Source organism: Bacillus cereus group sp. MYBK222-1 (assembly GCF_051916425.1).
Taxonomy (GTDB): domain Bacteria; phylum Bacillota; class Bacilli; order Bacillales; family Bacillaceae_G; genus Bacillus_A; species Bacillus_A paranthracis.
Genome location: NZ_JBQAGP010000008.1, coordinates 166,657 through 180,408, shown reverse-complemented (window position 1 = coordinate 180,408; position 13,752 = coordinate 166,657). Strand labels below are relative to the sequence as shown.

Here is a 13,752-nt window from a genome sequence, read left to right as displayed (position 1 = left end):
GGGGCTACTGGCGCTACTGGTGCTCAAGGACCTCAAGGCGTTCAAGGGCCAGCAGGGGCTACTGGCGCTACTGGTGCTCAAGGACCTCAAGGCGTTCAAGGGCCAGCAGGGGCTACTGGCGCTACTGGTGCTCAAGGACCTCAAGGTGTTCAAGGGCCAGCGGGGGCTACTGGCGCTACTGGTGCTCAAGGACCTCAAGGTGTTCAAGGACCAGCGGGGGCTACTGGCGCTACTGGTGCTCAAGGACCTCAAGGCGTTCAAGGGCCAGCAGGGGCTACTGGCGCTACTGGTGCTACTGGTGCTACTGGTGCTCAAGGACCTCAAGGTGTTCAAGGGCCAGCAGGGGCTACCGGGGCTACTGGTGCTCAAGGTGTTCAAGGACCTGCAGGGGCTACTGGCGCTACTGGACCTCAAGGGCCTCAAGGTATTCAAGGGCCAGCAGGGGCTACTGGCGCTACTGGACCTCAAGGGCCTCAAGGTATTCAAGGGCCAGCAGGGGCTACTGGCGCTACTGGTGCTCAAGGACCGGCAGGCGCAACAGGTGCTACTGGTGCTACTGGTGCAACCGGACCAGCGGGTACACCAATTCCTGTAACAATCGCGGCAATCGGAAACTCAAATCCACAAACTATATCACCTGGAACAAACCTTCAATTCAATCAAGTGTTTGAATTAACTAATATCTCTTTCAATGATACTTCAGATACTTTAACAATTTTAGAAACAGGCGTATATGATATTAGTTTCTCAGCGTCTACAACTTTCCCAGGGTCTTCACCATTTGGATTCGGTATTTCATTCAATGGTCAACCACCTACTCGTAATTTCTCAACTAACGTTATCGGTAGTGCTGTTTCTTTCTCTACAATTGTTACTTTACAAGCTGGTACAACGATTGCTATACAGCCTACAGCAAACACTATTTCTATTCCTAACACAGGCGATACAACCGCAACACTATCTGTATTCCGAATTTACTAATTTTCGCTTAAAAAGTATATTTATAATAATATGTATCGTTTAACCGTGCATTAAATCTCTCTTTATATAGAAAGGAGCACTTATTTGGGAGGATAAGTGCTCCTTCTTTACGTTTCTTTACCTCAAATTTACTCTATCTTAATCCTTATTTTGTATGATAAATAGTGAAGTCAAAGATATGAAAGAGGGATGAAAATGAGAGTTATGTCACTAATACGTATTTGGTTTGCACTTATGGTATGCATTATTTTATGTGTAGGATTTTTCTTAACTCTAAAATATTCCACTATATCAAAAGCAGAGAAAAAAACTACTCCATACAAACTTCTATATACGAAACAAAGTAACATCCCTTATTCCAACGCCACAAAGAATGAAAAAAAAGTTATAAAAGGAATGCTTATTACGAAAGCTTCTAGTTCCGAGGCGTTGCTCCAGATTGCTGAAACGATTAAAAATCAGTATACAAATAAAAAAATCGATGAAATTACACTTTCTATCCACAATGAAAATAACGGTAATTACGAAGAAGAATTACCTTACGAACCTATTAGTAAAGGCAAAATAATTGTAACATACGATTCCGAATCCTTTGGCAGTACTAATATTGTACTTAACGAGTAATCTCATGTATCTCAACAGATATGGATTAATAGCTAATTAAGATAGACAAAAATCTCTACCGATTAAAATTTTATTTTGTTTTCATACAAAATAAGAGGCGAATTTTTTTATTCGCCTCTTTCTTTTACCAAAATGAAGGAATCCATTCTTTCACTTTATCAAGCCACTCTTGTTGCTCTTGTTTTCGTTGTTGTTCCTCTTCTTTCCTTCTCTTCTCTTCTTCTTTTCTTCGTTTTTCCTCTTCTATTGTAGTCAATTGTTTTTTATAATCAGCCTCAGATATGAGCGATAACTGGAATGCTTTTTGAGCTGGATTTGCGTTCGCTTTTTTCATAATATCCCGGAACATTGTCGTCGTAATTTGACTACCACCCGGAACATAATGATCGCTATCGGTTTTATCATATCCTACCCAAATCGCACCTACTAAATCTGGTGTGTATCCAACAAACCATGAGTCCTTTGCACCGGTGCTCGGGCCATTTACAATTTGAGTAGTTCCTGTCTTACCTGCCGTATCAACATTAGTAACTTTTGCCTTTTCGCCCGTTCCCTTTTCGACAACACCTTTTAATAAATATGTCATTTTTTGAGAAACTTTCTCACTCGTCACTCGTGTCTCTTTCTTATACCACTTTCCAAGCGTTTCACCTTCAGCATTTTGTATCTCCCTAATTGCATGAGCTTCCACTTGGACTCCGTCATTTGCAAATGTACTGTATGCTTGAGCCATTACAAATGGAGATGTCCCCACATGCATACCGCCTAAAGCAATCGGATACGTACGATCTTCTGGCACTAATGGAATACCAAATCGCTCTAAAGATTTCAATCCTTTATCTAATCCAATTTGTTCTAATAGCCACACAGCTGAAACATTATACGACTTTGCTACGGCTTCATACATTGTCACATCACCGTGAAAAGTATGATCGCTATTTTGTGGTTTATATTCTTTAATGTTAAATGGTTCATCTTTTAATATATCGTATACTTCATATCCTTGTTCTAACGCTGGTACATATACAGCCAAAGGTTTTAACGTTGAGCCCGGTTGTCTTTTTAATTGGGTTGCATGGTTAAACTGTAAAAACTGATACGGCCCTCTGCCTCCAACTAAAGCTGGTATACCACCTGTTTTGGGATTCATAAGAACTACACCCGTTTGCATGAGTTGGTCTGAGCCACTATCTTTGAAATAACTATCATTATTCACAACGTCTTCTACGGCCTGTTGTTTTTTCGGGTCAAGCTCTGTATAAATACGATAACCACCTGCTAAAATTTCATTTTGTGTTAATTCGTACTTGTCCATCGCCTCTCTAACAATATAATCTACATATTGAGAGTATTTTCCCTTGTATTTATCATCAACGCCACGTTTTAACACAAGTCCACTCTCTTTTTCTTTATTATACTGTTCGTCCGAAATATACCCTTGCTCTTTCATTAAACTTAATACGACATTACGTCTTTCAATTGACTTGTTAAAGTTTTTATAAGGTGAATACGCAGATGGTGCTTTAATCAAGCCCGCAATCGTTGCTGCTTCTGAAATTGTTAAATCTTTTACATCTTTATCAAAATAAGATTTAGCTGCTCTTTTTATACCCCAAGCACCTTCACCAAAATAAATTTGGTTCATATACATTTCAATGATTTCATCTTTCGTATACGTACGCTCTATTTTTTTTGTTAAAAAATATTCCTTAATTTTTCGAGAGTATGTGCGGTCTTGTGTCAGAAATACATTTTTCGCAAGTTGTTGTGTAATTGTACTTCCCCCTGCTACAACTTCTCCTGCTGTAATATTTTTAAAAACTGCACTTATAATTCCACTATAGTAAATCCCGTGATGGTTAAAAAATTCCTTATCTTCTACTGCAACAATGGCCTGAACCATAATATCAGGAATATCTTTCTTTTTTACGCCTTCTGTTTTAGAAGAAGCTAATTTAGTCGCAACTTCATTATTTGCATCATAAATTAAGGTCGGCTGCGGAACAGCTTGCTTTAATTCAGATATGTCTTGAATAGAAATTATTATATTTATAGCAATAAATAGAGTAGCGAGCAAACTTCCTAATACAATTAATGAATTACGAAGCTTCTTCCTCTTGTTGAACCACTCCTGCATTTTTTTTAAGTGAGTGTTCTTCAATTTCATTCGTTCACTTCCTTCGTTTGTTTACACTCTTCTTTTCAAAAGGAAGAATATACCTCCTTTTAAATTTATTATAATAACGTAGTCTTTCCTGTAGTGTAAAGCTTTTCTTTCACATTCATACTTTTTGCAAGAAAAGGACATTCTACAAGTAAGATATTCAATATTGATTATTAATATTATTAATACAACAATAAGAGTTATGTTAAGTTTTTGTAAACTTTTCGATAAAATGTTTTAAAAAACGACAGTTTTTTGTTAGAATTGACTAGCCAATATATTTTACATATATTACTTTTGTGGGGGTAACTAATAATGGTCTTTAAATCAAAAAAAGATAAATTTTCTGAAATGTTAATGAATGTTTCCGAAAATTTAAAAGAAGGCGCGCAGTTTTTCGTGGAGTATAAAATTAAAAATGCTAGCGATTTAAAAGAGTTTTCTATGCGCATGAAAGAGTATGAGTCAAAAGGTGACTCATTTATTCACGAAATCATTATGGAGCTAAACAAAGCGTTTATTACTCCTATTGAACGTGAGGACATCCTACAGCTTGCAATGAGTATGGATGATGTATTAGACGGATTAGATCATAGTGCTGGTCTATTCGAAATGTATTCTATTACAGAAGCTGATGAATACATGATTAAATTCGTAGAAGCAATTAATCAATGTGCGATTGAAATTGCAAACTCTGTTGAATTAATGTCTAACAAAAAATTAGTCGACATTCGTACAAATGCGATTAAGATTAAAGATTATGAATCACAATGTGATGATATTCGCCGTCACGCGATTAAGCACTTATTCTCTCGTGAAAAAGATCCAATTAAGATCATTCAATACAAAGAGATTTACGAAGAGCTTGAAGAAGTAGCGGATAGCTGCCAAAGCGTTGCAAACGTATTAGAAACAATTATTATGAAGAACGCGTAAGGAGTTTGATCATGGATACACTCTTGATACTGACCGTTTTAGTAGTCATTTGCGCTTTAGCTTTTGACTTTATTAATGGATTTCACGATACAGCAAACGCTATTGCAACGGCTGTTTCAACGAAAGCTCTAAAGCCTAGACATGCAATTATTATGGCAGCTATTATGAACTTTTTAGGTGCGATGACATTTACAGGTGTAGCAAAAACGATTACGAAAGATATCGTTGATCCGTTCGCTTTACAAAATGGTTCTCTTGTAATTTTAGCCGCTTTACTTGCAGCAATAGCATGGAATTTGATTACTTGGTACTACGGTATTCCAAGTAGTTCTTCGCATGCAATCATTGGCTCCATCGCAGGTGCAGCTATCGCTGCTGCTGGTTTTAGTTCATTAAACTTTAAAGGATTCATAAAAATTATTGAAGCTTTAATCATTTCACCAATTATCGCATTTGTTATTGGTTATATCGTATACAGTATTTTTAAAGTCGTCTTTAAAAACTTTAATTTAACGAAGACGAACAAAAACTTCCGTATATTCCAGATTTTCACTGCTGCATTACAAGCTTATACACATGGTACGAATGATGCGCAAAAAGCAATGGGAATTATTACAATGGCTCTTATGGCGAATAGTTATCATACTTCTAGCGACATCCCGTTCTGGGTACAATTATCTTGTGCCATTGCAATGGGTCTTGGTACTTCTGTCGGCGGATGGAAAATTATTAAAACTGTCGGTGGACAAATTATGAAAATTCGTCCTGTAAATGGTGTAGCTGCTGATTTATCATCATCTCTTGTTATTTTCGGGGCAACATTCATTCACTTACCAGTTAGTACGACGCACGTTATCTCCTCTTCTATTTTAGGGGTTGGTGCTTCTCATCGTGTAAAAGGTGTAAAATGGGGAACTGCAAAACGCATGTTAATTACTTGGGTTATCACACTTCCTATTTCAGCTTCATTAGCTGCTTTATTTTATTCTTTATTACACTTAATCTTTTAATTAAAAGTCGTCTTCCTTATTTTTCTAGGAAGACGACTTTTTTGTGAACAAAGCTTTTTCTCATGAAAAAGCGTGTATAATAATTGGTGGATAAGTTATATAGAGGAGTTGGCAATTTTGGAATACATCATGTTACTTTTCATCGGGCTAATCGCCGGGACAGTCGGGAGTCTAGTCGGACTTGGCGGCGGAATTATTATTGTTCCGTTATTAATCGGATTACATAGCCTGTCACCACAACTTGCAGTAGGAACTTCAATGGTAACAGTCGTTTTTACGGGACTATCTTCCACCCTTACTTATATGAAGCATAAACGAGTAGATTACAAAAGTGGACTTATTTTATTTATCGGGAGTGGCCCTGGTGGTATCATCGGCTCGTGGGCGAATAAATTTTTAAACCAAGATACATTTTCTTTATATTTTGGGATTTTTCTTATTTTTGTCTCCATTCTTCTTATGTTACGAGACAAATTAAAACCCCTTTCTTTATCAAATATGACTGTAATCAAGCGCTCTTTTACAGATAACGAAGGAAACACTGTACACTATCAATTCCCACCGCTTCTCGCTATCTTTATCGCCTTTATAGTTGGTTTTATATCTGGATTATTTGGAATTGGTGGCGGTGCTTTACTTGTTCCAGCAATGATGCTACTTTTTGCATTCCCAGCACATATTGCTGTAGCAACTTCGATGTTTATCGTATTTCTATCAGCAATTGTAAGTTCTGCAACTCACATCTCCCTTGGAAATGTCAGCTGGATTTACGCATTAATTCTTATTCCTGGTGCATGGATTGGTGGAAAAATCGGGGCATATATTAATACAAAATTAAGCGGTAACGCCGTAATTAATTTATTGCGTATCACATTAATTATTCTTGGGACTAGATTAATCATTACTTCTTTTTTATAACGCGTTCTTTTTAGAATGCGTTTTTTTTATACACATGAATATAAAAATCCTCCTAAGAGAACAAATAAAATTAGACAAACACATAATAACATGTAATTGGAAATATGTACTTTCTTCACGTTGACCACTCCTATGACTGCGACTGTTATCTTTATGATAGCGAAAAAATAATTCAGTTGCAGTTACAAAGTGCTAACAATGCAAAATCATTTATTACAAATTTTATCCTTATATTTCATTTCTTTGTATATTCTATCGGTTTAATAAAAAAAGATGTCATATTGACATCTTTTTTAATGAAGAAGTGACCATCCCATAAAATCTTCATGTACTTGGCACGCCCTCTTATCGTTTCGATCATATAATTCAGCATAACTATCTGTTTCTTCATCATAAGCCATCGTATAAATAATTTGGCCGTCTACTTCAACGGATAACACGACTCCACCTTTCATCTCTTCTACATGAATGATGGCATTCGCTGGAATTCTCATATCCGTCATTTTTATCGCATCTAACAATATACTAAACCCCCTACAGCGTATTCATTGCTAGTACTATTACACACTAAATAGTATACTACTGTAATAGCATATATTTCGTCAATGAAATTGCTGTTGTAAAGTATATTATCTTTATACATATACGCTAAAATAAAAGAAATAGAGATGTTTAAATGGGGGGCTAACATTGATTTTACACAAAGGAGATGTACTATTCCGTCAAGGTGAGGACGGTCCTTTATATTTTATAAAAACAGGTTTATTAAAAGTAGTAAGGTTAGAAGAAAATGGAACACCATTTCTATTCAATATTATCGTTCCAGGAGAAACGATACCTCACCATTCTTTAATTTCACCGAAGGAATATCACGGTACAGCAATCGCTTTAATGAAAACAGAAGTTGAACCTATAATGAGTAATGAATGGTATGATCAACTTCAAGCGGATCCTGCATCATATGCAAATATCGCTATGCAATTACAGTCAAAATTAAGAATGATGCAGCAACGTATCGACCAATTGACGACCGTCTCTCCGAAAGAACGCCTTCATCGCTTACAAGAATGGTTCACACTATATTTAGGTGACATTCCTATATATGAAATATTAACGCAAACTGAAATTGGTCAACTGATTGGTATACGCCGTGAAACAGTAAATCGACTATTACGAGAACAAATAAAAAACGAGGTAAAATAACACCTCGTTTTTTTTGCTTCTTAAAGCTCAATTTATTGTAAACTTGCTGCTGGACCGAAAAATTCATAATGAATATGTTCTTGTTTCACACCTAAATCAGTTAGTACAGCATTTATATGTTTCATAAATGGTATTGGACCACAGAAATAAAACTCTGCTTCAGTTGTCGGAATAATAGTTTGTAACCATTCTCTTTCAACAAAACCTTCTTTATCAAAGTTCTTCATTTCTAAATCTTTTTCAGTTGGTGCAGAATAACAAGTATATGCTTTAACTTGTTCATATTCATTATCTACTGCCTCAACGTGTTCTTTCATTGCATGTGTATTACTATTTATCGCTGCATGAACAAAACATACATTACGTTTTGAATCTTGTTCAATTAACGTATTTAGCATACTCATCATTGGTGTAATACCTACTCCACCACTAATTAAGACAACTGGTAAAGTTGAATCCATATTTAATACGAAATCTCCTGCTGGTGCACTTACTGGTAACATATCGCCTTCTTTTACATGATCATGTAAGTAATTAGATACTTTACCATCCGGCGTATCTATACCTTTTTCTTTCTTTACACTAATACGATAATATTCTTTTCCAGGAGCATCTGATAAGCTATATTGACGATTATGTGTATATGTTTCACCTTCGATATTTATTTGAACCGTTACATATTGTCCTGGGATGAATGAAGAAACTTTCCCTCCATCTTCAGGTTTTAAATAAAATGACGTAATAACATCGCTTTCCTTCACTTTTTTAACAACTACAAAGTTACGGAAATCTTTCCATCCACCTTCTTTATGTGCCGCTTCTTCATACATCTCTGCTTCAATGCTAATGAATGCATCAGCAATGACACCATACGCTTCTCCCCATGCGTTTAATACTTCATCAGGTGCACCTGCGACCTCTTTAATTGCACGTAATAAACATGTACCTACAATCGGATAATGCTCTGCTTTAATACCTAAACTTCTATGCTTATGACCAATTTGTTTTACAACTGGAATAATAGCTTCTAAATTATCAATGTACGTTGCAGCTGCATAAACAGCATTCGCTAACGCTTGTTGTTGTCTTCCCTTTTTCTGATTTGTATGGTTGAAAATATTCAATAACTCCGGATGTTCCGAAAATAAAATTTCATAAAATCTCGTTGTAATTTCAACGCCTTTTTCCTGTAATAATGGTACTGTTGACTTTACGATTTCAATTGTTTTTTCACTTAACATTGTATCCCACTCCTCTATTTCCTTAACTGTTTTTAGTTTAACTGAATTGTATAATACAGATTGTGATTTTAATCACTATTAACACGGTGTTTTTGTGAAAAATATATGAACATTGAACTTACAAAATAAAATAAGCCAACTAGAATGCTAGCTCGCTTATTATTTAGACTGTATCGCTTGTTCAATTACCCTTATATCTTTCCCATCTCCAACTTCTGTATACCCCCAGATGTTCGTTTCACCCCTATATTTATTTACAATAATGTCTAAATCATGGTATACGCGATGTGCATACACTACATACTCAATATTTTGGAGCTCCACACCTTTTTTTACAATTTCATAGCTTCTATTTACATCACGTTTTATTTTTTCATTCTTTATGTCTGTATGTATATTTTTTAACGATGATTCTTGTTGTTGAAACCATTGTTTAAATTGGTTCCAGTCCCCTTCTGTATAATTCTCTGCTTTACCATAATTTAAGAAATTATTATAACTTTCATGTGTCATACGAATAAAATCTAGTACTTTTGTCTCTTCTTGCACATCTTCTATTTCAGCTGTTGTACTTACCTCAGCGGGCTTATTCGCATAATGTAATAATACTTTCATAAGACTATAGCTCGCAATGATCATTACGATAATAATCACGAATACATTTAACAATTTCTTCATATACAGAACTCCTTCTCTACTAAAGATATTACAATGTATGACTATACTTGTAACATTCTCTCGTAGAAATATAATTCCTGTATAAATTCTTCCTATCATTTCGACAATATTCTTTTATACATTTCTCGTTGGCAAATGTTCTTGTAAAACAATATATCCTTCATAAGCTGCGTAGCCAAGTATAGCCATTAATCCGATATAACAAGCAAATACCGTCCATTTCGTTTTTGTATCCACTTTATAGTAGTTTTCCTGTTGTCTCTTTTCCGCATCCCATTCCTCTAATTTTCTTTCTGACATTTCAAATGCTTCTCTTATATGAATGGTATGTGTTTCTTTTTCATCTTCATACGGGACATAATCCAGTGGCTCAAACTTCGGTAACAAATACTCTAACACTTCAATCTTTTGAAATTCTCCTGTTTTTAATTCTTTCTCTCTTTCTTTTTGCCTTAATACATTTATTTCATGTTGCATCATATATATATTTCGATGCACAGCACCAGTTTCTTTTAACTCCTCTTCAAGCCTTGCAACATATTCTTTCATTCCATCAATTTTATATCCTAATTCCTTAATTGGCTCATCTCTTTTTATTACTCTATACAATTCCATACAGCCGATAATAACAATAAATCCTCCCAAAATACTTTTAAAATAAATTGAATACCCAAGTAATAAAACAAGCCCCGCTCCCCAAATTTTCGTACTTACAACTGAAATAATCCGTCCCCCGTCTAACGGAGAAACCGGAATTAAATTAAAGAAATTAATCATACTTCCGAGTAAAATAATGAGCGCCCAAAACGGCTCTTTCGTTATCATATAAAGTGGAATAGCCGGTAAAAATGAAAATAATCCGAAAAGAGGTCCCATATAGGCAATATATGCTTCATCTTTTGCATTTTTAGGCATCTCTTTCATCCCAATAAGAGCCCCCATAAATGGAATAAATATTGCTGGCGATGTTGGTATACCTTTCCTTTTCGCAGCCCATAAATGGCCCATTTCATGAATAAACAACAAATAAATGAGCGCTACCCCAAATTTCCAACCATATATAACCGCGTACGCACCAAGTGATAGAAACATACTAAATACCGTTGAAAACTTTGCTAATTTAAAAATTGCAAATACCCACTTTAACTTAGAAAGTAAAAATAGCCCTATTGCAACAAGAATTCCCCATAATCCTTTTTTATTATTTTTCATATTCCTCTCCTTTATCTTTCATTAATGAATCATATACATTCATCAAAGCTTGTTCTTTTCTCTATTATGACATATTTTTTTCTATTGTTAGAAATAATGTTTATATAATCCATTTTTAGCCAAAAATATAAATAAAAGGAGGTGCACACAATTGAATTTACAATCTCTCATAATAGGCGCTCTATCGTTTTTAGCTTCAACTCTTATTTTTTATACTGTTAGTTACGTATTATTATTAGATTTGTTGCCCAATCACGTATTTATTGCCCTTATCATCCTTTCCGCTCTTATGATTTCTTTTCTTATTACACGAAAATCAATGAATGAGCCATCTGCAAAAGCAAAGTAATAGAGAGGGGCGTCCCCTCTCTATTATCATTTCCTAGGAAAGTACATATAAAATTGACAAATTTTTATTCACCCCAATCCGTAAAAACTAAATAAAGATTCACTTTACCTTTGTAAATTCATTTTTTCACCATACTCTTTAACAATTTGAATAATATTTTGAAAAACACCTATTTTTTCTTGTTTACTATTTAATATTTTTAAATCATAATTTTCATAATATGTTTCTAATGACTTTAATTGTGATTCTGAAGCACCTTGTACCAGAACAGTAGCATGCAATTCATACTGTTTATATCCTTCCTTTACCTTTTCTCCTAAGATTTTTTCACTCTCTTTTGCTCCAATTAATTTTTGAACTTTTTCTGGAAAAATAACCTGCAAATAGTATTTTTGTTCCTTCTCTAACTTGTTGTATAGTGATTGTGAAATCGTATACCGTACTGTATAATTCACTTTTTGATCGCCCGCTTTAATATGAAACGCGGTAATCTGCAAATCTTTTTTCGTTACTTCCGTTAAAGGACCTACTTGTATCTCATCTTCTTTTTGTTCTGATACATTTGGAAATATAGCCAAAAGCTTTTCTGTATCTTTTTTATTCAGCATATACATAGCTTTCTTATGTTGTATCCATCCTCGTCTATCCTCTCCTCTTAGCCATGCATAATATGTTTCCTTTTTCCCATCTCTACTAATTTGTATTTCATATTCAGGTTCACCGAAGCTACCTGTTATTTCTTGTTTTTCAGCTTTATCTATAATGTCTATTACTACATTAGCTTCAGATTCCTGTAACTTTTTCTCTTTATCTTTTTTTTGTATAACGGTTACCTCTATTGTTTCTTTCACTTCATTCACCGTCTCTTCCACTTTTTTTGTTTCTTTTTTTTGCTCAACTTGACTACAAGATGCTAGTAACATAGCAAATAACAACAATACATATTTCCTTTTCAACTGAATCCTCCTTTTACAATAAGAAATTCTTATAATCTTCATATAAAAAACAAAAACGTGACACACTATAAAATACGCTATACTAAGCATTGAAAGGAGGTCTTTTTCATGCCCATTAATTTTCACGATGCAAATAATAAATACACATACGCACAGCGAAACGCCCATATTTCTTGGAGAGAAATGATAAAAAATATTACAGACATACAAAACAAACGAATAATTGATATCGGCTGTGGTGGCGGGATTTATACGAAAGAACTTGCTCTTATGGGAGCAAAAAGTGTTGTTGGGCTTGATTTTTCAAAAGAAATATTACAAGCTGCAAAAGAAAACTGTAATGGATTTTCAAATATTTCATTCATTCACGGTGATGCACATAGTACTCCATATCCTAACGATACATTCGACATTGTTATTTCGCGTGCGGTTATTCATCATTTGCAAGACATTCCTACATTTCTACGTGAAGCTTCTCGTATATTAAAGAAAAACGGTGTACTTATTGTACAAGACCGAACCATTGAAGATTGTACAATTCCTGGAAGCCCTGAACACATTCGTGGATATTTTTTCTCTATATTTCCGAAACTTATCGAAATAGAATCAAAAAGACGACCAAAAACCACCACGATACAACAAGAATTACAAAAATATTTTCTTCACGTGTTCCCCACTCAAACACAATGGGAAGTACGAAAAATACATGAGTCTGTCGAAGCATTATTGCAAGATTTATCCCCCCGAACAGGTCGATCCATTCTATACGAATTAACAGATTATGAACTTTCTCAACTTCTACAACAAGTACAGACTGCCTTACAAAACGTCTCTCCTATTATCGAAAGGGATAGGTGGACCATTTGGAGCGCCATGAAGTTGTAAGGAAGGAAGCCTCACAAAATAATGTGAGGCTTCCTTCTTTCATAATCTAATTTTGCAACACTCTTGATACCCTCCACTTCTGGCCTGTGCACTTCCACACTTCGGACATACTAAATATCTAGACTGATTTGTCAACAAACTACCTTTTTGAAAGAGTAAAACTTCTGCTTGTTTAAACGAACGCGAATAATATAACCACATAAAACCAATTATAGCAATAATGCCAAATAATACTCCCATCGCAAGCATTCCAGTCACCTCTTTTGGTTTGTTCTTTCCAGCAAGTGGATTGTTGTATTATTCTCTGTAAATTCAAATAATCCCTTCTTTACTCCTATAAATATCAACTTTCTCCGCAAACTTTACAATTCTCTACAACTTTTTACTCCCATTTTACAATCCAATTTACATCCCCCTTTACCTCAAAAAAAGAATATTATCTCAAATAATTCCGCATATAAATATATCTTTTCCAAAAAAATATTGACTTTCAAAAAAAAACATGTAACAATACTGTCAGAATACTTGAATAAAAATTCATTGACGAGAACGAGTACGTTATAGGACTGTCCCCCAGAGAGTTGGCGATTTGCTG

General features: G+C 34.9%; 15 protein-coding genes and 1 other annotated feature (1 of these 16 only partly in view). Of the genes, 8 read left to right on the top strand and 7 right to left on the bottom strand.

Annotation, left to right across the window (positions count from 1 at the left end; translation table 11 throughout):
• Both ACTFR9_RS24575 and ACTFR9_RS24570 read left to right on the top strand, forming a co-directional pair.
• Positions 1-981: Gly-Xaa-Xaa repeat protein (locus tag ACTFR9_RS24575; RefSeq protein WP_440049032.1), on the top strand; the 981-nt coding region annotated here is incomplete at its 5' end.
• Positions 982-1,176: 195 nt separating this feature from the next.
• A complete protein-coding gene (locus tag ACTFR9_RS24570) occupies positions 1,177-1,605 on the top strand; it encodes a hypothetical protein (protein ID WP_001265559.1) in 429 nt (142 codons plus the stop codon).
• A gap of 124 nt (positions 1,606-1,729) precedes the next feature.
• Here the strand turns inward: ACTFR9_RS24570 and ACTFR9_RS24565 are convergent, their stop codons facing one another.
• Entirely contained in the window at positions 1,730-3,772 is a 2,043-nt protein-coding gene (locus tag ACTFR9_RS24565) for a transglycosylase domain-containing protein (protein WP_000769282.1), read from the bottom strand.
• 312 nt (positions 3,773-4,084) lie between these two features.
• On the opposite strand from ACTFR9_RS24565, the gene ACTFR9_RS24560 reads away from it, so the two are divergent.
• The 3 genes from ACTFR9_RS24560 to ACTFR9_RS24550 all read left to right on the top strand — a co-directional run bounded on the left by ACTFR9_RS24560 (position 4,085) and on the right by ACTFR9_RS24550 (position 6,633).
• Positions 4,085-4,705 (top strand): DUF47 domain-containing protein, encoded by a 621-nt coding sequence (locus ACTFR9_RS24560; RefSeq protein ID WP_000231448.1) that lies wholly within the window; start codon positions 4,085-4,087, stop codon positions 4,703-4,705.
• 11 nt (positions 4,706-4,716) lie between these two features.
• A complete protein-coding gene (locus ACTFR9_RS24555) occupies positions 4,717-5,715 on the top strand; it encodes an inorganic phosphate transporter (protein ID WP_000380271.1) in 999 nt (332 codons plus the stop codon).
• A gap of 117 nt (positions 5,716-5,832) precedes the next feature.
• Positions 5,833-6,633, top strand: a complete 801-nt coding sequence (locus ACTFR9_RS24550; protein ID WP_000455758.1) for a sulfite exporter TauE/SafE family protein — start codon at positions 5,833-5,835, stop codon at positions 6,631-6,633.
• A gap of 293 nt (positions 6,634-6,926) precedes the next feature.
• Here the strand turns inward: ACTFR9_RS24550 and ACTFR9_RS24545 are convergent, their stop codons facing one another.
• Positions 6,927-7,154 carry a hypothetical protein gene (locus ACTFR9_RS24545; protein WP_000882907.1) on the bottom strand — a complete coding sequence of 76 codons (228 nt, stop codon included), beginning with the start codon at positions 7,152-7,154 and terminating at the stop codon, positions 6,927-6,929.
• 169 nt (positions 7,155-7,323) lie between these two features.
• On the opposite strand from ACTFR9_RS24545, the gene ACTFR9_RS24540 reads away from it, so the two are divergent.
• Positions 7,324-7,836, top strand: coding sequence for a Crp/Fnr family transcriptional regulator (locus ACTFR9_RS24540; RefSeq protein ID WP_000600590.1), 513 nt, complete (start codon positions 7,324-7,326; stop codon positions 7,834-7,836).
• 32 nt (positions 7,837-7,868) lie between these two features.
• Here the strand turns inward: ACTFR9_RS24540 and hmpA are convergent, their stop codons facing one another.
• The 3 genes from hmpA to ACTFR9_RS24525 all read right to left on the bottom strand — a co-directional run bounded on the left by hmpA (position 7,869) and on the right by ACTFR9_RS24525 (position 10,967).
• Positions 7,869-9,077 carry an NO-inducible flavohemoprotein gene (gene hmpA, locus ACTFR9_RS24535; RefSeq protein WP_000947704.1) on the bottom strand — a complete coding sequence of 403 codons (1,209 nt, stop codon included), beginning with the start codon at positions 9,075-9,077 and terminating at the stop codon, positions 7,869-7,871.
• Positions 9,078-9,236: 159 nt separating this feature from the next.
• Entirely contained in the window at positions 9,237-9,755 is a 519-nt protein-coding gene (locus tag ACTFR9_RS24530) for a hypothetical protein (RefSeq protein WP_000735216.1), read from the bottom strand.
• Positions 9,756-9,869: 114 nt separating this feature from the next.
• The gene (locus ACTFR9_RS24525; RefSeq protein WP_000794507.1) at positions 9,870-10,967 is read right to left on the bottom strand and encodes a site-2 protease family protein; all 1,098 of its coding nucleotides are present in this window, start codon (positions 10,965-10,967) and stop codon (positions 9,870-9,872) included.
• Positions 10,968-11,118: 151 nt separating this feature from the next.
• On the opposite strand from ACTFR9_RS24525, the gene ACTFR9_RS24520 reads away from it, so the two are divergent.
• Positions 11,119-11,316: a hypothetical protein gene (locus tag ACTFR9_RS24520; protein ID WP_001053353.1), complete on the top strand. Its 198-nt coding sequence runs from the start codon at positions 11,119-11,121 to the stop codon at positions 11,314-11,316.
• Positions 11,317-11,420: 104 nt separating this feature from the next.
• On the opposite strand, the gene ACTFR9_RS24515 is transcribed toward ACTFR9_RS24520, so the two are convergent.
• A complete protein-coding gene (locus tag ACTFR9_RS24515) occupies positions 11,421-12,272 on the bottom strand; it encodes a hypothetical protein (protein WP_142422997.1) in 852 nt (283 codons plus the stop codon).
• Positions 12,273-12,380: 108 nt separating this feature from the next.
• Between ACTFR9_RS24515 and ACTFR9_RS24510 the strand changes: the two genes are divergently transcribed.
• Positions 12,381-13,157, top strand: coding sequence for a class I SAM-dependent methyltransferase (locus ACTFR9_RS24510; RefSeq protein WP_001122121.1), 777 nt, complete (start codon positions 12,381-12,383; stop codon positions 13,155-13,157).
• Between the two features lie 39 nt (positions 13,158-13,196).
• Here ACTFR9_RS24510 and ACTFR9_RS24505 read toward each other — a convergent pair whose 3' ends face one another.
• Positions 13,197-13,406, bottom strand: coding sequence for a hypothetical protein (locus tag ACTFR9_RS24505; protein ID WP_000880630.1), 210 nt, complete (start codon positions 13,404-13,406; stop codon positions 13,197-13,199).
• A gap of 282 nt (positions 13,407-13,688) precedes the next feature.
• Positions 13,689-13,752: a binding site (T-box leader), on the top strand (it continues 195 nt past the right edge of the window).

Excerpts from the sequence above, each read along its gene's own strand:
- ACTFR9_RS24570 (WP_001265559.1), top strand. The coding sequence starts at position 1,177 with ATGAGAGTTATGTCACTAATACGTATTTGGTTTGCACTTATGGTATGC.
- ACTFR9_RS24565 (WP_000769282.1), bottom strand. The coding sequence starts at position 3,772 with ATGAAATTGAAGAACACTCACTTAAAAAAAATGCAGGAGTGGTTCAAC.
- ACTFR9_RS24560 (WP_000231448.1), top strand. The coding sequence starts at position 4,085 with ATGGTCTTTAAATCAAAAAAAGATAAATTTTCTGAAATGTTAATGAAT.
- ACTFR9_RS24555 (WP_000380271.1), top strand. The coding sequence starts at position 4,717 with ATGGATACACTCTTGATACTGACCGTTTTAGTAGTCATTTGCGCTTTA.
- hmpA (WP_000947704.1), bottom strand. The coding sequence starts at position 9,077 with ATGTTAAGTGAAAAAACAATTGAAATCGTAAAGTCAACAGTACCATTA.
- ACTFR9_RS24530 (WP_000735216.1), bottom strand. The coding sequence starts at position 9,755 with ATGAAGAAATTGTTAAATGTATTCGTGATTATTATCGTAATGATCATT.
- ACTFR9_RS24525 (WP_000794507.1), bottom strand. The coding sequence starts at position 10,967 with ATGAAAAATAATAAAAAAGGATTATGGGGAATTCTTGTTGCAATAGGG.
- ACTFR9_RS24510 (WP_001122121.1), top strand. The coding sequence starts at position 12,381 with ATGCCCATTAATTTTCACGATGCAAATAATAAATACACATACGCACAG.
- ACTFR9_RS24505 (WP_000880630.1), bottom strand. The coding sequence starts at position 13,406 with ATGCTTGCGATGGGAGTATTATTTGGCATTATTGCTATAATTGGTTTT.